The organism is Candidatus Omnitrophota bacterium (genome assembly GCA_028716245.1).
GTDB lineage: Bacteria > Omnitrophota > Gorgyraeia > Gygaellales > Profunditerraquicolaceae > UBA6249.
Map to the genome: position 1 here is coordinate 602,375 of JAQUQW010000001.1, position 20,151 is coordinate 622,525.

Genomic DNA, 20,151 nt, shown 5'->3' on the forward strand with positions numbered 1-20,151 from the left:
ATTTTAAAGGCTAAAGCAGGCGTTTAATTCAAAGGCATCCTTGATCAAAGATATCTCAGGCACCTTATCCTTATATAAAAGCGCAAGCACATCAAAACGCGCCGGTTGCTCCAAAAGTTTATTCATTTTCAAATAATGAATAGCGGCTTTAGAGATTTGTTTTTGTTTTCTTGCAAAAACCGCTTCCTCAGGAGAACCCAGATTAAGGGAATGCCTGGCCTTAACCTCCACAAAACAGATCACATCTTTATCCTGCGCGATTATATCGATTTCCCCAAACCTGGTCCGGTAATTGCATCGGCGGATCTTGTAACCTTTAACTTTTAAAAAATCTACCGCGGCTTTTTCAGCTGCCTTACCAAATTCTAATTTGTTTTGAGGCACTTTAAAAAGCTCTTTCGATGAATAGCTGCAGGCCCAATTTGTTTTAAGATGTCCCGGTGCATTCGCGTCGGATACCCCTTATGTTTAATAAAACCGTATTGCGGATAAATTTCATGGTAAGCATCCATAATCTGATCCCGCCGGACTTTTGCCAATATGCTCGCGGCGGCAATACTTAGGGATTTTCCATCCCCCCTGACAATGCTCTGATAAGGAAGTCCCAGCTTAAAACGCATATTGCCGTCGATAAGCACAAAGGCGCGTTTTAATTTTACCGGATCACACTGCCTGACTAATTTAGAGATTGCTTTTTGCATGGCCAAAATTGTAGCCTGCAGGATGTTGATCCGGTCAATCTGCTTATGGCCGACTATTGCTATTGCGTATAAAGATTTGCTTTTTATTTCAAAAAACGCGTCTTTTCTTCTTGCGGGAGTTAGTTTCTTAGAGTCATCAATACGATTGTCGAAACGAAAATCCTTTAACCACACTGCTGCAGCCACTACCGGCCCGGCTAACGGGCCGCGTCCGGCCTCATCCACGCCGATAATTAAATCAAAACCTTTACCTTTTAGTTTCTTTTCGTAGCGCAGCACTAACTTGTTGCTTCTTCCTTACTTTCTATTTTAGTAGCGTGCTTGCCGACCTTTTCCCTTAGGTAGTAAAGCTTGGCTTTTTTAACTTTACCGGAACGGATCAGCTCAATACGCTCGATAACCGGAGAATAAAGCGGAAATACGCGTTCAATCCCCTCGCCGAAGGAAACTTTTCTCACCGTGAAGTTAAGTTTGGCTCCGGAGCCGCTCTTGGCGATCACCACGCCCTCAAAAGGATGCAGGCGGAACTTATCCGGACCTTCCGGGATCCTGGTCAGCACCTTTACCGTATCTCCGACATTAATGGCAGGCATCTGCTTCTTGGCAAATCCCGCCTCAATTGATTTGATGTCCATTCTTGTTGCCTCCTTTAAATGAGCGCTTAACTTACGAACACGATAGTGCGAGTAAGTCAATGCGCGAATTTATCCCGCCGAATAATTTGAGGCGGGATCTTACTCCTATTTTTGCAGTAAATCCGGCCTTCTTTGTCTTGTGCGCTTAAGCGATTCCAGTTTGCGCCAGGCCTCGATTTTATCATGGGCTCCGCAAATCAGAACTTCAGGCACCGGCCAATTTTTGAATTGGGAGGGCCGGCTATATTGCGGATACTCTAATAGATTACCTTCGAATGACTCAAAATTCAAGGAATTTTTATCACCCAATACCCCGGGAATAAGCCTGACTAAGCTATCCACCACCACCATCGCGGCAAGCTCTCCGCCGGTCAGAATATAATCTCCGATTGAAATTTCTTCATCAACCAGATAAAGCCTGACCCTTTCATCCACCCCTTCATAACGGCCGCAGACGAATATCAAATTTTTGCATTTGGATAATTTTCTGGCGCGTTCCTGGCTAAACTTCTTTCCCTGAGGGCAAAGCAAGATTACTTTACTCTTACCTTTAATCTTTTTTTTAATTGCCTGGATTGCCCTGAAAATCGGCTCCACCTGTATAACCATGCCCGAACCTCCGCCAAAGGGCCGGTCGTCAACCTTGCGGTGCCTATCCAGGGCATAATCCCTTAAATCGTGGACAAAAATTTTAACCTTGCCCTTTTTCTGCGCCCGCTTAATTATCGACTCATCCAGCACGGCGGAAAACATTTTAGGAAAGATAGAAATAATATCTATGCGCATATCTGGTTATTGTAATTAATTAAAAACGCCTGCTTGAACTGGCTGAATTTATCTTCTTTTATCGCCGCCCGTACCTGGCGCATTAAATCCAGGAAGAAATAAACATTATGCAAGCTAAGTAAAATCAGGCCGAGCATTTCTTTGGCGTTAAATAAATGCCTTAAATATGCCCGGGAAAAATTTTTGCAGGCATAACAGCCGCATTTTGCGTCCAGAGGCCGGAAATCTTCGGCATACGGGGCATTGCGGATAATAATTTTACCGGTAGAGGTAAAAGCTGTGCCGTTTCTTCCGTAACGGGTGGGGATTACGCAGTCAAACATATCCACTCCGTGGTCTACCGCCTCCACCAAATCAAACGGATAACCGATGCCCATGGCATAACGCGGTTTATTCTCCGGGAGAAGACAGGTAACCAATTCAATAATATTATATATTAAATTACTGCTCTCGCCAACCGAAACTCCGCCGATAGAATAACCGTCAAAATCCATATCCACTAAACGCTTGGCGCAATCAAGGCGCAGGTCTTCATAAGTAGCCCCTTGGATAATACCGAATAATGCCCCCTTTTCTTTAAGACGCGCTTCTTTTGATCTCTTGGCCCAGGCAATTGTCCTCTCCATCGCTACCCTGGCGTGATCCTTAACACACGGATAATGCACGCATTCATCAAGCGGCATCATAATATCGGCACCCAAAGTTTCCTGGATCTTGATGACATCTTCAGGAGTAAGAAAATGTTTTAGGCCGTCGATATGTGATTGGAATTCAACCCCATGGTCATGCATCTTGCGGAAAAGCGCCAGGCTAAAAATCTGATAACCTCCGCTATCGGTAAGTATCGGCTTATCCCAGCCCATAAATTTATGCAAACCGCCTGCTTTTTTAATTATCTCCATACCCGGCCGTAAAAATACATGGTAAGCGTTAGACAGGATTATCTGGGCGCCGGCCTCCTCCACGTCCTTGAGCATCAGCCCTTTTACCGTAGCATGGGTGCCCACGGTCATAAAAGCCGGAGTGTCAAAAGAGCCGTGGGCGGTAGTAACCCTGCCTAACCTGGCTTTGCTATTTTTGTCTTTATGAATTAATGTAAACATATTTTAACCTTACGCGGGTCCTGCCTGCCAATCCACCTCGCCGTGCTCACTTTCGTTGCGCGCGGCAAGGGCTTCGTCTTGGCAGTCACCCGCTAAATAATTAACATTGCATCACCATAACTATAAAATCTATATTTATTATCCACTGCCTCTTGATATGCTTTTAACATCAGCTCTCTTCCCCCAAATGCGCAAACCAGCATTAGCAGAGTGGTTTTGGGAAGATGGAAATTGGTTAAAAGGCAATCGACCAGTTTAAATTTATAACCCGGATAAATAAATAATTCGGTATTGCCTTCTTTGCGGCCGGCGGCATAAGTTTCCAGCGCCCGAAGCGCGGTAGTACCGACAGCGATAATCCTTCCTTTGTCGGCCTTTGCCTGATTAACCAAAGCAACCGTCGCATCGGGAACTAAAAAATATTCCGGTTCCATCTTATGCTCGGTTATATCTTCACACTTAACCGGGCGAAATGTCCCCAAACCCACATGTAAGGTCAGGTAAGCAAAATTAACTGATCCCTGCCGGATATCCTTAAGTAACTCCTGGCTAAAATGCAGGCCGGCGGTCGGTGAGGCCAGCGCCCCCGCGTTTTTTGCGTAAACCGTCTGATAATAGAGCGTGTCTAAATCCTCAGGCTCTCGCCTGATGTAGGGCGGCAAAGGGACAATCCCAAAATCATAGATTGTATCCGCGTCGGATTGTTTAAAACGGATCTGCCCGCGGCCGCTTATAACTCCCTTAATCTTACCGTCAGCGAAAAGGATATTTTCGCTGACTTTTGTGCGACTGGGCTGAATGAGGCAAGAAAAAGTTATCCCGTTGATCCGCCGGGTCAATAAAATCTCCACTCTGCCCCCGGTTACTTTTTTGCCGATTAAACGGCAATGCAAAACTTTGGTATCATTAAAGGCCAATAAATCATTTTTTTTAAGGAACTGCCGGATATCTTTAAATACGCTATGGATAATTTGGCCGCTCTTGCGATTGATAACCAGGAGCCTGGCCTCTTCCCTGTTTTTCAAAGGATATTGGGCAATTAATTCTTTAGGCAGTAAATAATCGAATTCAGCAAGTTTTAACATAATTTAAATAGGGACAGCGACCATTTTTTAGATAAGATGCTGATTGATTAAAAAATAGTCGCTGTCCCTAATTTCTAATTTTCTAATTTAGGTAACCAATCACTTGATCAGTTAAATCGTCAATGGAGAAGATGACTACTCCGTCGGGAGCCAGCTCAGTAACCATCCGGTATTGGTTAAAGAACAGGTCCGGGTTATTTTTCATTAAAAATAACCCCAGGCCTATGTAAATCTTTCCCTTACCGCGGTGGCCAAGGCTGGATTTGACGATTTCCTTAGCGAACTGATTATCCTTAGTGTAAGCCATTAATACGGCATAATCGATAATCCCCTCTTCTAACCAAGCTGACCAATCCTGGAAGGCGTTGGCATAGGCGCGCTCAGCCAACGGAATAACCGCGCAGGAAACAGCCAGGTTTGCGGATTTAACTTTAACTAAACTTGAGATTTTACGCACTAATTCCGTAACCTGCGCTCGCCTCCAATTATCCCAGGCCAAATACTCATCTTCGTTATTCAACGTCTCCAGGCTGTTCAAACCGGTTTTTTCTTTAAATCGCTCCACATTTTTTGCCCCATAGCCGTAAGAGAGGCCGAATTTATTAAACCTTGAACCCGGAGAAAACGGCACCGGTGAAGGATAACGCAGGTAATCCAAATGTATCCCGCTAATTAATGGATAGCGGTTAATGATTTCATTAATGATTGTTAGGACATACTCCTCTACCCGGGGATCTCCGGGCTCAAGGAAGATCATATTCTCTCTTAAATAATACTTGTCCAGTTCCATATTCGAGACGCCTTTAGAAGGCCGCTGGTACTGGTCGCGGGTCAGAATGGAGGTGCCGTATTTATTTAAAATGTCCGCCTTTTCATTAACACCCAGACTTAAAACATTTACCCAGGCAAAAACATTAATATTATTCTCCTGCGCCTCCCTAAGCAAAAGGTCCAGAGTATCCAGGCCTGCGGCTTTAACCATCTGCTCGTATTTTATTTTATCGCAGATCTTAGAATCATAATAAGCATTACCGGATTGAAAAACCTGCAGGTAAATTTCATTTATCTTGGCTTTCTTACATTGGGCAATCAGCTTTTCCACTCCCTCCTTTGAATAAAGGATTTTTTTGGCGGAAAACACCGATACCCAGATGCCCCGGCCGGAAGCTTTAACCTGAACTTGCCCGCCTTCAGCTAGAGCAAAACTGAAATTCAATAAAAAACCGAATAACAATAAAAACAGTGTTTTAGCAACTTTCTTATTTTTTATTTTCATTTTTTTATTGAATACTTGCACCCGCAGTATTTTTGCAGATAAAGCCCTTTTACTTTGGCTTCTTTATACGCCTGCCTGAAACCAATCCGAAAATCTTCATAATAAAAATCCACGCCTGTTTCTTGGGCGATTTCTCCGCCTAACTGCTTAAGCCGCTGGTGATCCTGGTATGGGCTGACTAATAGGGTTGTGCTAAAGAACGGTATTGCGTTTTCCCTGGCATGTTCAGCTGTTTTTTGTAAACGCAGCGACCAGCAAATTACGCAGCGCTCCGGGGTATTTTCTTTAGCCTTAATTGCCCGGGAAAAATCGGATTCTTGATACTCGGGGCTCTCTACTCCAAGCCCTAAATCCCTGCTTAAAACTTCCAAAGTTTCTTTACGCCTGCCATATTCCTGGCAGGGATAGAGATTAGGATTATAATAAAATCCTTTTATGCTAAATCCCCGGCCTTTTAACCTGCTAAAAGGATAAATCAAACACGGGCCGCAACAGATATGCAGTAGGATCTCCATATTTAAAACCGCTAGAAAATCTCTTCCTGTTGCTCTTTATTAAATTTTAAGCCAAAGTGCTCAAAGGCCTTTTTGGTAGCCAGCCTGCCCCGGGAAGTGCGTTTTAAATAACCGGCCTTTAAAAGATACGGCTCCACCGTATCGGCAATCGTATCAACCTCTTCATTGAGGCTGGCAGCCAAAGATTCAATCCCCACCGGCCCGCCGCCGAATGATTCAAGGATTAATTTTAAAACTTTGCGGTCCAAATCATCAAAACCTGCCTGATCAATACCCAGCTCATCAAGAATCTTGGAAGCCGCCGCCTGATCCACCTTTTCAATTTTTAAAACCTGGGCGTAATCCCGCACCCGGCGCAAGAGCCGGTTAGCAATGCGCGGAGTACCCCTGGCGCGCTTGGCAATTTCCATACAGGCATCTTGATCGATTTGCACCGCCAATAACTGGCTGGAATTTTTTATAATTTTAGCCAAATCCTCTATTTTATAGAAATCCAGGCTATAAAATATACCAAACCTCCCCCTAAGCGGAGCGGCCAAGAGTCCGGTGCGCGTAGTTGCCCCGATTAAAGTAAACGGCTTAAGGTTAAACTTGATCGTTTTGGCATACGGCCCTTTATCGATTACAAAATCAATCTGAAAACTTTCCATTGCCGGGTATAAAAATTCCTCGACAACCTTAGACATCCGGTGGATCTCGTCAATAAAAAGAATATCCCCCTTTTCCAGGTTAGTCAAAATCCCGATTAAATCTCCGGCTCGCTCAATCGCCGGGCCGCTGGTTGCGGTAATTTTTGCGCCCATTTCATGCGAGATAATATGGGATAAGGAGGTTTTACCCAGACCCGGCGGGCCGCTTAAAAGCACATGTTCAAGAGGTTCTTTTCTCTGTTTGGCCGCCTGGATGGCGATTTTTAAATTATCGATGATGTCTTTATGGCCGATGAACTCGCCAAACTTCTTCGGCCTTAAGGATATATTCAGGACAATATCCTCTTCGGATTCCTTAGCCTCGGCAATAACCGGCTCGGGCCTAAGCAGTGTGCGTCTGGTCTCTTCGCTCATAAGGTATAATGTTTTCTTTGTTCCTGGATATAACGATATCCTCGAATTCCACGTCTTGGCGGGCAACAATTTCTTTCATTTTGGCCAACTCCAGGATCGCCAGGAAAATCACGATTATTTCTATCTTGCTTTTTGATTCCCGGAATAATTCCAAAAGTTTAATCTCTGTTTGCACCAATAACAAGTGCAGGATACCGTGCACCTTCTGTTCAACTGTAAATTGATCCTTAACTACTTCATAAAAAACTTCCCGGGGTACATCTTTTAAGGCCCGGGAGAAAGCATTGATCAAATCAAATATACTGGCCTCAAAATACTGGCTCTCTCCTTTATCCGGTATTTGATCACCTTGAGAATTTTCAGTCTTGGGGCGCTTAAAAACTTCCTGCTGACTAACCTCCCTCTGCCTTAAGTTTTCCGCGACCTGTTTAAACTTTTCATATTCAAGCAGCCGCTTGACCAGTTCAGCGCGGGGATCCTCTTCTTCCTCCAAAACTGCCAACTCTTCAGCCGGCAGCAGCATTTTGGATTTTATCTGCATCAGTGTTGAGGCCATCACCAAAAATTCACCGACAATATTTAAATCCAAAAGCTGTATAAAATTTATATATTCCAGATATTGCGCGGTTACCTCGGCAATAGGAATATCATAGATATTCAGGTGGTCTTTCTTTACCAGATATAACAACAGGTCCAGCGGCCCCTCAAAAATATCTAACCGTATTTTGTAGTTCATCTTATATTTTAAGCAACTCTCTTACCTGGGCAATTGTCTTTTTTGCCGCCTCCGTTGCCTTGGCGCTTCCAGAAGATAATATTTCCTGGATATACTTTTTGTCTTTCTGCAGGGAATTTATTTTTTCCTGGATCGGAGCCAATAAACCAATTATCCTGTCTGCCAACTCTTTTTTACATTCGGTGCAGCCGATTTCAGATTTACTGCAACGCTCCTCTGCTTCATTTTTCATCTTTGGGAAAAACACGCCATAATAAGAAAAAACATTGCATTTATGCGGATGCCCGGGATCAGTCAGGCGGATACGCTGTGGGTCGGTGAACATACTTTGGATCTTTTTACGGATAACCTGCGGCTCTTCGGATAAACCGATATAATTATTATAGCTCTTGCTCATCTTGCGGCCGTCTAAACCCAAAAGGCGCGTAGTTTCGGTAAGCAAAGCCGCCGGTTCCACAAAACAATCCGTTTTATAAAGATGGTTAAATTTACGCACAATCTGACGGCTCAGCTCTAAATGCGGCAGTTGGTCCTCCCCCACCGGAACCGTAGCCGCCTTATAAAGCAGGATATCGGCAGCCTGTAAAACCGGATAACCCAGAAAAGCATAAGTCTTTAAATCACGGTTGGCTATTTCCCGTAACTGCTCCTTATAAGTAGGGCAGCGCTCAAGCAACCCTAAAGGCGTAATCAAGGAAAGAATGAAATAAAGTTCCAGATGTTCGGGAACATGCGATTGGATAAAAATAGTGGATTTTTCAGGATCAATTCCGCAGGCAAACCAGTCAATGACATTATCCAGTATATTTACTTTTAGATCATCCGGATTTTCATACTCCGACATCAGCGCGTGCCAATCGGCAACCATAAAAAAACAATCATATTCATTCTGCAGTTTGGTCCAATTAGCCAAGGCCCCGACCAAGTGGCCCAGGTGCAATTTACCCGTGGGGCGCATCCCGCTTAATATTCTTTTTTTCATAGTTTCCTGGCAATCTTCTCTATGTCGTAGGCTTCGATGATGTCGCCTTCCATTAACTGGTCAAATCCGCCAATGGCTATACCGCATTCAAAACCCTCCCCAACCTCACGCACATCATCCTTAAAACGCTTCAAACTTGAAAGCTTGCCTTCAAAAGCAGCTTCCCCGTTGCGCATCACCGTGACCATGCAATTACGATTAATCTTGCCTTTGGTCACAAAACAACCGGCGATTAAACCGGAACGGGAAAGTTTAAACATTTTTCTAACTTCGGCCCTGCCTAAAAATACTTTCTTTAGCTTCGGAGAAAGCATGCCCTCCACCGCGGCTTTGATATCATTAGCCAGCTCATAAATGATACTATAGGTTTTTACATCAATGCCTTCTTTAGAGATCAACTCTTTGGCCGGTTCATCGGCGCTGACATTAAATCCCAAAATCAGCGCGTCCGAAGCCATCGCCAATACTACATCCGAAATATTGATGTTTCCGGCTCCCATATGGATTATATCGATCTTTATCTCGGAGACATTCAACTTATCCAGCGTGTCCTTAATTGCCTCAAGGGAACCCTGCACATCGGCCTTAATAATTAATTTCAATTCTTTAATTTTACCTCCGGCAATCTGGGCGTGTAAATCTTCCAAGCTTACGCGTTTGACTTCCTTTACCTGCTGCAGCCTTTCTTTTTCTACGCGCGCTTGAATTAAACTTTTTGCCAGTTTCTCATCTTCAATCACAAAAAACTGCTCACCTACCTGCGGGATCCCGCTTATGCCTAAGACCTCTACAGGACTTGCCGGGCCGACGCTAGTTATTCCCTGGCCCCGGTCATTAAGCATTGCCCGGATCTTTCCGTATAAAGTACCGACGATTATACTCTGATTAAGGTTTAAGGAGCCATTCTGCACAAGAAGCGTGGCTACCGGCCCCCTGCCCTTGGACATTCTTGCCTCCACAACTACTCCGTAAGCCAGGCGGTCGGGATTTGCTTTTAATTCCATAACTTCTGCCTGCAAAAGAATCATTTCCAGTAAATTATCTATTCCCTCTCCGGTCTTGGCAGAAACCGGCACGGTAATGGTTTTTCCGCCCCAATCTTCGGCGGTCAGGCCGATTTCCGATAATTGTTTTTTGACCATATCGACATTTGCCTGCGCTTTATCTATTTTATTGATCGCCACGATAATCGCCACTCCGGCTGCCCGCGCGTGATCAATTGCTTCCTGGGTCTGCGGCATAATCCCATCATCGGCTGCTACTACCAATACCACAATATCGGTAATCCGCGCGCCGCGGGCCCGCATGGCGGTAAAAGCTTCATGGCCGGGCGTATCCAAAAATGTAATTTCTCCCTGAGGAAGGCTTACCCGATACGCGCCGATATGCTGGGTAATCCCTCCGTGCTCTGCTTCGGTAACTTTAGTCTTGCGTATCGCGTCAAGAAGAGAGGTCTTACCATGGTCAACATGCCCCATAAGAGTAACTATCGGCGGGCGGTTTTTAAGTTCCTGCGGCTGGTCTATTTTTTTATGCATCTCTAAAGCTAATTCTTCGGCATCAGGAGCCTTCTTAATTTTAAAGTTATATTTCAGGCAAAGCTTATTTAAGATATCCTCATCCAAAGTCTGGTTGATACCGATCATCACTTTCATATCCATAAGATGCTTAATAAGAACCGATGATTTCTCCTGCAATTTTATCGCCAAATCCTTAACCGTAATCGGAAGTTCAAGTTCGATCTCTTTGCCCGGGGCAGCTTCTACTTTAATCTCCGGAACAGGTTCCGGTTGAATATGGACAGCTGGCTTGGGTTTAATTACCGGCGCAGCTTCAGGTTTTATTTCAGGTTTTACTTCTATTTTAATTTCCGGCTTGGCTTCAACTTTAACCTCAACTTTAGGCGCCGCGTGTTTTACCGCGGGCTTTACGGATTTTAGTACCGGCTTAATTTCTTCCTTTACCTTTTTTACTGCCGGCTTAGGCTTAAGCGGCTTAGCTGCGGGCTTAGGCTTCAAGGCATGAGCCTTAGCAGGGGACTTCTTGGCTTTTGCTTCAACTTTAACCTTGGTTTTAACTATCTTCTTTACTATTGTTTTTTCTTTTTTGGCTTTGGGCATAATCTCTCCATCTTATATTGAAAAACTTATAATAGTTTTTTAGCTTCGGCGATAATTTTCTGGGCTTTCTTTTCTCCGATGCCTTTAATTTTTATCAGCCCCTCTGCCTTTGCTTCAATTATATCATTAATACTCTTGATTCCCGCTTCTTTTAAACTTTCTACAATTTTTGGCCCTATACCGGATAGATCCCCTAAAGAAACGCCTTCTTTTTTGGCTGTTTTCTTAACTGCCTTCTTGGCTTTTTTAGCCTTAGGCTCTTCCTCTTTACCCTCTTCTGCCTTTGGCCCAACCGCAGCTTTTTCTTCCTTTTTCTCGCCGAGTGCCTCAGCGGCAATCATACTTTTAGTGCGGATATCTAACTCCCAGCCAACGAGCCGGGAAGCCAAGCGCACGTTCTGTCCGTGTTTACCGATGCTCAACGAAAGCTGGTCATCATCAACAATAACCTCAGCCTTAATTTTATCCCGGTCTAGCTTGATTTCAGAAACCTTAGCCGGAGAAAGAGCGGCCTTGATATATTCACGCACATCATCATTAAAACGCACAATATCAATTTTTTCTCCCTGCAGTTCATTAACGATATTCCTTACCCGGTTGCCGCGCATGCCTACGCAGGCCCCCACCGCGTCCACTTTTTCATTCTTGGAATAAACCGAAATTTTAGTGCGTTCACCGGCCTGGCGTGAAATACCCCTGATCTCGACGATCCCTTCATAAATCTCGGGGACCTCCAATTCAAATAACTCTTTGACCAGATTAGGATGAGCGCGCGACAAGATAATCTGCGGGCCCTTAGTGTCTTTTTTTACCTCAACAACATAGGCCCGGATCCGCTGGCCCTGTTTGAATTCCTCCTTAGGAGACTGTTCGCGCTTAAGCAGGATACCTTCGGCCTTACCTAACAGATCCACGATAACATTGCCTTTTTCAAAACGATAAACCGTCCCGCTGACAATCTCCCCTACCCGGCTTTGAAATTCGCCAAAAACCACATCCTTCTCCGCTTCGCGCATTTTCTGGATAATCACCTGGCGAGCGGTAGAGGCGGCGATGCGGCCAAAATCAATATTAGTTACCGGTTCATTATTCCGAAAAGCGCGAATCTCACCGGTTGAGCGGTCAATCTGGACCTTAAACTCTTCATCCGGTTTTAGGTCAATTACTCTCTTAGCCGCGCTAAGCATAGCGCTTTCAACTGCCTCCAGCATAATTTCCTTCTTGATTCCCTTTTCACGTTCGATCTGTTCAATAATTGCAAGTAATTCCTGACTCATTTTTTACTCTCCAGTTATTTTTTAAACTACTAATCGTGCTTTGTTTATTTTTATGAATGGAATCTCTAAAACCTGCCCTGAATGATCAATAAATACGCTTGCCCTATCCACCTTGCTAATTACTCCCTGCCACTGGCATTTTCCGCCGACTAAATCATTAAGAAAAAATACCGCTTCTTTATTCGGGCAGCGTGAAAAATCCTTTTGCGTCTTAAGGCAGCGGTCAAGCCCCGGCGACGAAACCTCCAAAACATAATTACCATCAATTATATTTTTTTCTTCCAGTAATTCGCTAAGCTGGCGATTAAGCAAAGCGCATTCCCCTAAAGTTATACCGCCGCAGGTACGGTCCGCCAAAATCATTAAAACTAAATTGTTGCCTTCATATCGACAAATAAGATCAACCAGCTCCAGGTTTTGCCGGCTAAGGCAGGAACCGATCAACTCATTCAACTCTTTAATCAGTTCTTCTTTAATCAAGGCTTATTCCTTTTTAGCGGTCTTTCAATACGTATCCGCTAATAAAACTTGCCAACTCTTCCCTGGGTATAAGCACGGTTGAGCGATCTTTGCGGATCCTTACTTCAATATTCTTTTCCGTGATACTTTTTTTGCCGATTACAATGCTCAGAGGCACACCGATTAAATCCGCATCCTTGAATTTTACTCCGGCACGCTCATCCCGGTCATCAAGAAGGCAGGAAAATCCGGCGGCATTGATTTGATTATAAAGATCTAAGGCTTCCTGCATGATTGCCGGATTAGTTACATCTAAAGGCAAAATAATGACGCCAAAAGGAGCGGCCTCTTTAGGCCAGATGATTCCATCGGTATCATTATTCTGCTCGATAATCGCCGAAACCAGGCGGGATACCCCGATCCCATAACAACCCATAATCACCGGCTTAAGTTTGCCTTTAGCATCGGAGAAATTAGCTTCGATTGCCTGGCTGTATTTTATGCCCAGCTTAAAAATATGGCCGACTTCAATCGTATTGACTTTATCCATATCGATCTGGCACTTGGGACAAGAGCTATTGCCTTCCTTAAAAGCCATGGCCAGTTGACATTTCGGGCAAAGCATTACGACATCTTCGCCAAGCGGGGCTTGGGCCATAAATTCATGCGAAACTTTACCGCCCATAACCCCGGAATCCGCTTCGGTAATCAAGGTCTTCAGGCCGCATCTGGAAAATATCCGTTTGTATGCCTCATACATCAACTGATAATTTTTATCCAGGCCCGCTTCATCCTGATCAAAGCTATAGGCGTCCTTCATAATAAATTCGCAGGCCCGGATCAAACCAAAACGCGGGCGTATTTCATCGCGGAATTTTGTTTGGATTTGATATAAAACCAGCGGTAATTGCCGGTAACTTGAGCAATTATTTTTTACCAAATCCGTAATCACTTCTTCATGCGTGGGGCCAAGCGCTATGGTTCTGCCGCGGCGATCCTTAAATTTAAACATTACTTCACCTAAGTCCTTATCGCGGCCGGTCTTCTGCCAGAGCTCCAGAGGATGCAAGGCCGGTAAAAGGAGCTGGCTGGCTCCGCAGGCATCCATCTCTTGGCGGATTATCCCCTGAATTTTCTCTAAAACCCGTAACCCCAAAGGAAGATAAGTATAAACCCCAGCCATAAGCATACGGGTAAAGCCGGCACGCAACAATAATTGGTGGCTTAATGATTCTGCCTCCTTGGGTGTTTCTTTTAATGTCGGAATAAAAGCCCTGGTCCAAAACATATTAATCCTTTTTAAAAATTTCTTTGGATAAAGTTACCCCTCTTTTAGCAAAAAGCGGATAGAAAGCCGGCTCTACGCCGGTGGCTTTAAAACGGCCATAAACTTTGCCGCCTTCAACAACGTTAGTAATTTCATAAACAAAAAGATCTTCTAAGTTCGCCCAACCGTTCTTCAGGCCGTTTACCTGCGTAATCCGGGTAATTTTGCGCGAGCCGTCGGAAAGCTGGTCCTGCTGAATAATTAAATGCAAAGATGCGGCAATCTGCCGGTGTATGGCCTCTAAGCTTATGGGGATTCCGGACATCAGAATCATTGTTTCTAACCGGTGCATAACCTCCGCAGGAGTATTGGCATGGATAACTGAAAGCGCGCCATTATGGCCTGAACACATCGCCTGAAGCATATCTAAAGCCTCTGCACTTCTAATTTCACCTAAGATAATCCTCTGAGGCCGCATCCGCAGGGTGTTGCGGAAAAGATCCCTAATGGAAATTTCACCCTTTCCTTCAATATTGGCCGGCTTTGTCTCAAGCCTGACTACATGATCCTGGGCCAAATGCAGTTCCGCTGTATCTTCGATAGTAATGATGCGTTCATCATTACCGATATAACCGGAGAGCACGCCCACGGTAGTGGTTTTTCCGCTCCCGGTAGCGCCGGAAAATATCATATTTACCCTGGCTTTGATACAGGCAATTAAAAAATCCGCCATTTTTCTATCCAGGGTGCCTAAGTTAATAAGATCCTCGGCCTTGACGATTTTTTTAAGAAACTTGCGGATGGTTATTGTCGGGCCGGCTAAAGCCAGGGGCGGAATGATGATATTAACCCGGGAACCATCGGGCAGGCAAACATCCGTATAGGGAACCGTCTCATCCACCCTTCTTCTGGTCGGCGCTAAGATCTTCTGGATAACATACATTAGTTGTTGATCGCTCTCGAATTTCATATCGGTCAACTGTTTTTTTCCGCCCTTCTCTATGTATACGTTTTGCGTGCCGTTAATCATAATTTCGGTAACATCGGGATCCATCATTAATTTCTCGATCGGCCCAAAGCCGGAAAATTCATCGACCAGCTCGTTGATAATCTTATCCCTCTCCTGCTCTTTAAGAACGCCGCGGGGCTTACTTAAGATTCCTTCGAGAATGTTCCTGATTAGAGCGGCAACTTCCGCCTTATTATCGGCACTTTTAAATAAGACATCACTGTTTTTAAATAAGATGCTGCTGTATTTGGCGATAAAATTTTCACGAACCCTGCTTTTTAGCGTCTCTTGGACCATATTCTCTCCTTGCCCAGAAGGGCACACCCGCGCAATTCCTTTAATAAAATCCGCACGCAATCTTTTGCCGGGATCCTCTTCACTATATTACCATGCGAAAACAAAATCCCTTTGTTCTTTCCAAAAGCAACCCCTAAATCAGCTTCTTTTGCTTCTCCCGGGCCATTAACTACGCAGCCCATCACCGCTATACTTAAAGGATGGCCGGATTTCGCTGGACAAAAACTTAAGCTGCTCAATTTATCTTCTAAATCTTTAACTATGCTGATTAAATCCACCTCACAGCGTCCGCAAGTAGGGCAGCTAATTAACCGGACAGAAGAATTACGCAAACCTAAAGATTCCAGAATACATTTGGCTGCCCTGACCTCCTCAACCGGATTATCGGTAAGGGACACCCTTATTGTATCACCAATGCCCTCTAATAGTAAAGCGCCGATTGCAACACTGGACTTAATAATCCCGTTATAAGGAAAGCCGGTTGCCGTAACCCCCAGATGAAAAGGATAGGCGCAAACCTTGGCCATCTTACGGTATGCCTCAACCGTATCCAAAACATTGTTGGCTTTAAGTGAAATTACTATTTTATCAAATTTAAGCTTTTCTATCTTCTTTACATAATCCAAACACGCAGCCACCAGCTTATCGGTCATCGGGGATTTTCTTGGGCCCGCATCTTTTACCGAACCGCTGTTAAGCCCGATACGTAAAGGAATATTGGCCGACTTTAGTGCGCGGATAACCGTCTCTATCTCCTGAGGCTTATCGATATTTCCGGGATTTAACCTGATTTTATCCGCGCCGTTTTCAATGGCGGCAATCGCTAAACGATAATAAAAATGAATATCCGCGACTAAAGGGATTCTTACTTTGGCCTTGATTTTCTTTAAGGCCGCCGCATCAGAGGCATCCTTAATCGCCAGGCGCACGATCTGACAACCCGCTGACTCCAGCTGCTTAATCTGCCTGGTGGTATTCTCAATATCAGAGGTTTTGGTCTTGGTCATCGATTGGATGGCTATCGGGTTTTTCCCTCCAATCAGGCAATCGCCGATTTTTATAACTTTGGATTTTCTTCTTTTAATTTCCATATTATTTGGATACCAATTTAGCGGCCTTGTCCCCGTAAATCCTCACGATGTCATTGTAAGTAACAAATAACGCCAGGGCAATTATAAGGGTAAAACCGATATTATTAACTATCTCTTCGGCCTTGATCCCTAATGCCTTTTTCCTTATTTTTTCCAAACCCAGCAAAAATAGATGGCCGCCGTCCAGAATAGGTAGCGGCAGAAGATTAAATATGGCCAGGCTGACACTTAATATCGCAATCAAATGCATCACTGCGATAAGGCCCATTTTTGCCGCCTTGGAAGTTATGAAAAATATCCCCAGAGGGCCGGTCATGGAATCCCGCATCGACATTTTGCCGGTGGCCAGCATCCATAAGCCCTTATAAGTCATAATCGTCAAATTAATGGTTTTCTGAAAACTAAGATATGCCGACTCAAGAAAACCGTGCTTAACTTCAGTTATTTCATCAAAAGGAGAAATACCGATAATCCCCAAAGCGCGCTTCTGCCCCAATTGGTCATCGATTACTTTATCTTTTATCGGGACATTCAATGTCAATTCCCGATTATCCCGCAAGACAGTGAGGGTTACCTGAGCTTTTGATTTTCTTTCCTGGATTTGGCGTTGCAAATCCTCCCAGACATCAACCTTCCTGCCGTCAACGGCGGTAATCTTATCCGCCACTTTTAAACCGGCGTCTTTTGCTCCGTAACCGTCAATTAATCCGCCGATCTTGGTAGTTAAGGTAGGGTAACCGATAAAAAATATGGACCAAAAAAATAAAAATCCCAGGATATAATTTAAAAACGGGCCAAAGAAAATAATCTGGAATCTCCTGCCGGGGAGCTTAGCAAGATACTCATCGGGCTTGCCTTTGTATTCTGCCTGGTTGTCTCCGGCCATCTTAACGTAACCGCCTAACGGAATAAGGCTGATGCTGTATTCGGTATCCCCTTTTTTCCTTTTAAAAACCTGCGGGCCAAAACCCAGAGAAAACTGCTCAACCCGCACGCCATTAATACGGGCCGCAATGAAATGCCCGAATTCATGCACAATAATGAGCAAGCTTAAAATTAAAATAAAAATAACCGTAGCAATCATCTTCTAATTAAAGGTTAAGAGCCTAGGCGGCCAACTTCTTCCCTGGCCCAGGCATCAGCAGCTAATACTTGGTTAAGGCTGGGATTAGTTATTTTTGCGTGAGCCCGCATTACCTTCTCCACTATTTTGGGTATGGTCAAAAAATTTATCCTTTGGTTTAAAAAATAATTTACGCTTTCTTCATTGGCCGCATTGAGGACCGCAGGCATTGTCCCCAGCTCCCGGGCTGCCTGATAAGCAAGCACAAGCGAGGGAAACTTTTTCAAATCCGGCTTTTCAAAGTGCAATTTACTTAGACGGTAGAAATCTATTCCGGCAAGCTCAGAAGTCAGGCGCTGCGGATAAGATAAAGCATACTGGATCGGTATGCGCATGTCGGTAACCGAAAGCTGGGCCATAATTACACCGTCATTAAATTCAACCATTGAATGGATCAGGGATTCAGGATGAATCAATACTTTTATTTTCTCTACTCCTAAATTAAATAAGAACATTGCCTCAAGCAGCTCCAGCCCTTTATTCATCAAAGTTGCCGAATCCACCGTAATCTTTTTACCCATTTTCCAGCGGGGATGCCGCAATACTTTTTTTATGCTGACCTGTTTGAATTTATTTGCCGGGAAATTCCTCAATGGCCCTCCGGAAGCAGTCAAATACACCCTCCTGACATTAGCCTGATCTAAACCGGCTAAACCCTGCCAGATAGCCGACTGTTCGCTGTCTACCGGTAAAATCTTGACCTTATATTTCTTTGCCAGGCGCATAATTATCGGGCCGGCCATGACCATTGTTTCTTTGTTGGCTAAGGCAATATCCTTGCCGCTTTTAATCGCGCTAATCAAAGGGAGAAGCGCGGCGGAACCCGAAATCGCAAACATTATCTGCTGGATCTCTTTATCCCCGACCAGTTCATTTAGCCCCTCTTCCCCGCAGAGGACTTTTGGCAAAGACCCCACCTGGACTTTTAACCTAGCCGCAGCTGTTTTGTCTCTTACGCAAACTATGGCCGGGCCAAACTCTTCGATCTGTTCTTTTAACTTAACGATATCGGAATTAACGCTTAAAGCTAAAACTTTAAATTCTTTCGGCAGGCTCCTTACTACCGCAAGCGTACTCTGGCCGATGGAGCCGCTGGAACCCAAAACCGCAATCTTTTTCATTATTTTATAATCGCGCTAAGATAGAAATAAAATACCGGTGCGGTAAAAAGCAGGCTGTCAATTTGATCTAAGGCCCCGCCCATACCGGGGAATATGTTTCCTGAATCCTTAACCTGACAGTCCCGTTTGAGCAAAGATTCCGAAAGATCCCCAAGCTGCCCAAGGACGCCGCAGCAAACTGCCGCAACCAGCAACTGCGGATAATCAAAGGGTAAAAATAACTTGCTAACCAATGCCCCCAGGATATTAAATGCCAAACCGCCGAAGGCTCCTTCAATGGTCTTCTTCGGGCTGATATGCGGGACCAAAGGTTTCTTGCCCCATCTGCTGCCGACTAAATAAGCTCCAATATCTCCTAATTTAGTAATTAATAACAGGCCGGCCAGAAAGCCCAATCCGCCGGGCAGATACCTTATCTTAATCAGGAAACTAAAAAACCAAGAGACATAAAGAATGCCAAAAAGCGTGGTCGAAATATCAACAATCACCCCATCGTTATCCCGGCGCCGAAACTGCATAAGTATAAGAAAAAACAAAGCCAAAACAATAAAAAGCAGCTCCCAGCCTTTAGTCGGTTCAAACCTGAACATGATCGACAAAGGAATGATTGTCCCCATGCCGATCCCGAAATATTTATAGATCTTAATTCCCTTTTTCTCGAGCATCACGAAATATTCATAAAGCCCGGCAATGATAAAAAGGGTGACCGCCAAGCCGCACAACCAATCAAAAAAGATTACTCCCGAAATCACACTAATGAGTATCGCAGAAGTAATTATTCTTTTAATTAACATCGATACCTCCGAATCTTCTCTCCCTTTTTTGATACTCCTTAATCGCCTCTTTTAGCTGGCTAATCCCAAAATCCGGCCAGTATTTATGCGAAAAATAAAACTCAGAGTAAGAAAGCTGCCAAAGTAAAAAATTACTGATGCGCATCTCAAAACTGGTGCGGATTAAAAGATCCGGGTCCGTAAGGTCGGCGGCATAAAAATAACTCCGGAATCCTTCTTCGTCCAGGCTCTCCGGATCGGCCTTTTTAGCCAATACATCTTTGGCAAATTTTTTGGCAGCATCCACAATTTCCTGCCTGCCTCCATAATTCAAAGCCAGGACAACTCTTAAGCCGGTGTTATCCTTGGTTTTCTCCTCAGCTTTTTTAATTTTTACCTGGAGATATTTAGGAACCGGATCAGCGCGTCCGATAACCACAAAACGCATATTATTCTTAAACAACTCGTTAATTTCTTTGCCCAAAAAACTGTCCAGATAACGCATTAAAACATTTACTTCATTTTTTGGCCGGCTCCAGTTCTCGGTCGAAAAAGCAAAGAAAGTAACCGTTTCAATACCCAACAAAGGGGCGCCGCGGATAATTTCTTTTACCCGCTGCACACCCTCTCTATGCCCGGCAGTGCGCGGCAGGCCTCTTTGCTTTGCCCAACGGCCGTTACCGTCCATAATAAAAGCTACATGTTTGGGGATTTCGGGATTATCCGGCATG

21 protein-coding genes are annotated in these 20,151 nt (G+C 44.4%); all 21 read right to left on the reverse strand.

The genetic code is table 11. From position 1 onward, the window contains the following. Positions 1 to 3: 3 nt before the first annotated feature. Positions 4 to 384: a YraN family protein gene (locus PHG87_03220; protein MDD5477203.1), complete on the reverse strand. Its 381-nt coding sequence runs from the start codon at positions 382 to 384 to the stop codon at positions 4 to 6. After that, complete coding sequence (locus PHG87_03225; GenBank protein ID MDD5477204.1) at positions 366 to 980, reverse strand: ribonuclease HII; 615 nt, start codon at positions 978 to 980, stop codon at positions 366 to 368. Before PHG87_03225 ends, PHG87_03220 begins: the two co-directional genes overlap by 19 nt. Then, entirely contained in the window at positions 980 to 1,336 is a 357-nt protein-coding gene (rplS, locus tag PHG87_03230) for a 50S ribosomal protein L19 (protein ID MDD5477205.1), read from the reverse strand. Before rplS ends, PHG87_03225 begins: the two co-directional genes overlap by 1 nt. A 105-nt stretch (positions 1,337 to 1,441) precedes the next feature. After that, positions 1,442 to 2,122 (reverse strand): tRNA (guanosine(37)-N1)-methyltransferase TrmD, encoded by a 681-nt coding sequence (gene trmD, locus PHG87_03235; protein MDD5477206.1) that lies wholly within the window; start codon positions 2,120 to 2,122, stop codon positions 1,442 to 1,444. Continuing rightward, on the reverse strand, positions 2,113 to 3,225 hold the full coding sequence (tgt, locus tag PHG87_03240) for a tRNA guanosine(34) transglycosylase Tgt (protein MDD5477207.1): 1,113 nt from the start codon (positions 3,223 to 3,225) through the stop codon (positions 2,113 to 2,115). Before tgt ends, trmD begins: the two co-directional genes overlap by 10 nt. Before the next feature lie 92 nt (positions 3,226 to 3,317). Next, the gene (gene queA / locus PHG87_03245; protein ID MDD5477208.1) at positions 3,318 to 4,310 is read right to left on the reverse strand and encodes a tRNA preQ1(34) S-adenosylmethionine ribosyltransferase-isomerase QueA; all 993 of its coding nucleotides are present in this window, start codon (positions 4,308 to 4,310) and stop codon (positions 3,318 to 3,320) included. Between the two features lie 82 nt (positions 4,311 to 4,392). Next, a complete protein-coding gene (locus PHG87_03250; protein ID MDD5477209.1) occupies positions 4,393 to 5,586 on the reverse strand; it encodes a family 10 glycosylhydrolase in 1,194 nt (397 codons plus the stop codon). Beyond that, positions 5,583 to 6,101 carry an epoxyqueuosine reductase QueH gene (locus PHG87_03255; protein ID MDD5477210.1) on the reverse strand — a complete coding sequence of 173 codons (519 nt, stop codon included), beginning with the start codon at positions 6,099 to 6,101 and terminating at the stop codon, positions 5,583 to 5,585. Before PHG87_03255 ends, PHG87_03250 begins: the two co-directional genes overlap by 4 nt. An 11-nt stretch (positions 6,102 to 6,112) precedes the next feature. Continuing rightward, complete coding sequence (gene ruvB / locus PHG87_03260; GenBank protein MDD5477211.1) at positions 6,113 to 7,165, reverse strand: Holliday junction branch migration DNA helicase RuvB; 1,053 nt, start codon at positions 7,163 to 7,165, stop codon at positions 6,113 to 6,115. Then, complete coding sequence (locus tag PHG87_03265; protein ID MDD5477212.1) at positions 7,134 to 7,901, reverse strand: segregation/condensation protein A; 768 nt, start codon at positions 7,899 to 7,901, stop codon at positions 7,134 to 7,136. The genes ruvB and PHG87_03265 overlap by 32 nt, the downstream gene beginning before the upstream one ends. 1 nt (position 7,902) lies before the next feature. Beyond that, the gene (trpS, locus tag PHG87_03270; GenBank protein MDD5477213.1) at positions 7,903 to 8,883 is read right to left on the reverse strand and encodes a tryptophan--tRNA ligase; all 981 of its coding nucleotides are present in this window, start codon (positions 8,881 to 8,883) and stop codon (positions 7,903 to 7,905) included. Further along, complete coding sequence (gene infB, locus PHG87_03275; protein MDD5477214.1) at positions 8,880 to 11,003, reverse strand: translation initiation factor IF-2; 2,124 nt, start codon at positions 11,001 to 11,003, stop codon at positions 8,880 to 8,882. Before infB ends, trpS begins: the two co-directional genes overlap by 4 nt. Positions 11,004 to 11,029: 26 nt before the next feature. After that, positions 11,030 to 12,280 carry a transcription termination factor NusA gene (nusA, locus tag PHG87_03280; GenBank protein ID MDD5477215.1) on the reverse strand — a complete coding sequence of 417 codons (1,251 nt, stop codon included), beginning with the start codon at positions 12,278 to 12,280 and terminating at the stop codon, positions 11,030 to 11,032. A 21-nt stretch (positions 12,281 to 12,301) separates the two neighbouring features. Beyond that, positions 12,302 to 12,760, reverse strand: a complete 459-nt coding sequence (locus PHG87_03285) for a hypothetical protein (GenBank protein ID MDD5477216.1) — start codon at positions 12,758 to 12,760, stop codon at positions 12,302 to 12,304. A gap of 13 nt (positions 12,761 to 12,773) precedes the next feature. After that, complete coding sequence (gene proS, locus PHG87_03290) at positions 12,774 to 14,027, reverse strand: proline--tRNA ligase (protein ID MDD5477217.1); 1,254 nt, start codon at positions 14,025 to 14,027, stop codon at positions 12,774 to 12,776. A gap of 1 nt (position 14,028) precedes the next feature. Next, positions 14,029 to 15,312, reverse strand: a complete 1,284-nt coding sequence (locus tag PHG87_03295; GenBank protein MDD5477218.1) for a CpaF family protein — start codon at positions 15,310 to 15,312, stop codon at positions 14,029 to 14,031. Then, positions 15,294 to 16,403: a flavodoxin-dependent (E)-4-hydroxy-3-methylbut-2-enyl-diphosphate synthase gene (gene ispG / locus PHG87_03300; protein MDD5477219.1), complete on the reverse strand. Its 1,110-nt coding sequence runs from the start codon at positions 16,401 to 16,403 to the stop codon at positions 15,294 to 15,296. Before ispG ends, PHG87_03295 begins: the two co-directional genes overlap by 19 nt. A gap of 1 nt (position 16,404) precedes the next feature. Next, complete coding sequence (locus PHG87_03305) at positions 16,405 to 17,487, reverse strand: M50 family metallopeptidase (GenBank protein ID MDD5477220.1); 1,083 nt, start codon at positions 17,485 to 17,487, stop codon at positions 16,405 to 16,407. 14 nt (positions 17,488 to 17,501) lie between these two features. Next, entirely contained in the window at positions 17,502 to 18,647 is a 1,146-nt protein-coding gene (locus PHG87_03310) for a 1-deoxy-D-xylulose-5-phosphate reductoisomerase (GenBank protein MDD5477221.1), read from the reverse strand. Then, positions 18,647 to 19,441: a phosphatidate cytidylyltransferase gene (locus PHG87_03315; protein MDD5477222.1), complete on the reverse strand. Its 795-nt coding sequence runs from the start codon at positions 19,439 to 19,441 to the stop codon at positions 18,647 to 18,649. The genes PHG87_03310 and PHG87_03315 overlap by 1 nt, the downstream gene beginning before the upstream one ends. Further along, positions 19,431 to 20,150: an isoprenyl transferase gene (locus PHG87_03320; GenBank protein ID MDD5477223.1), complete on the reverse strand. Its 720-nt coding sequence runs from the start codon at positions 20,148 to 20,150 to the stop codon at positions 19,431 to 19,433. The genes PHG87_03315 and PHG87_03320 overlap by 11 nt, the downstream gene beginning before the upstream one ends. Position 20,151: the final 1 nt, after the last annotated feature.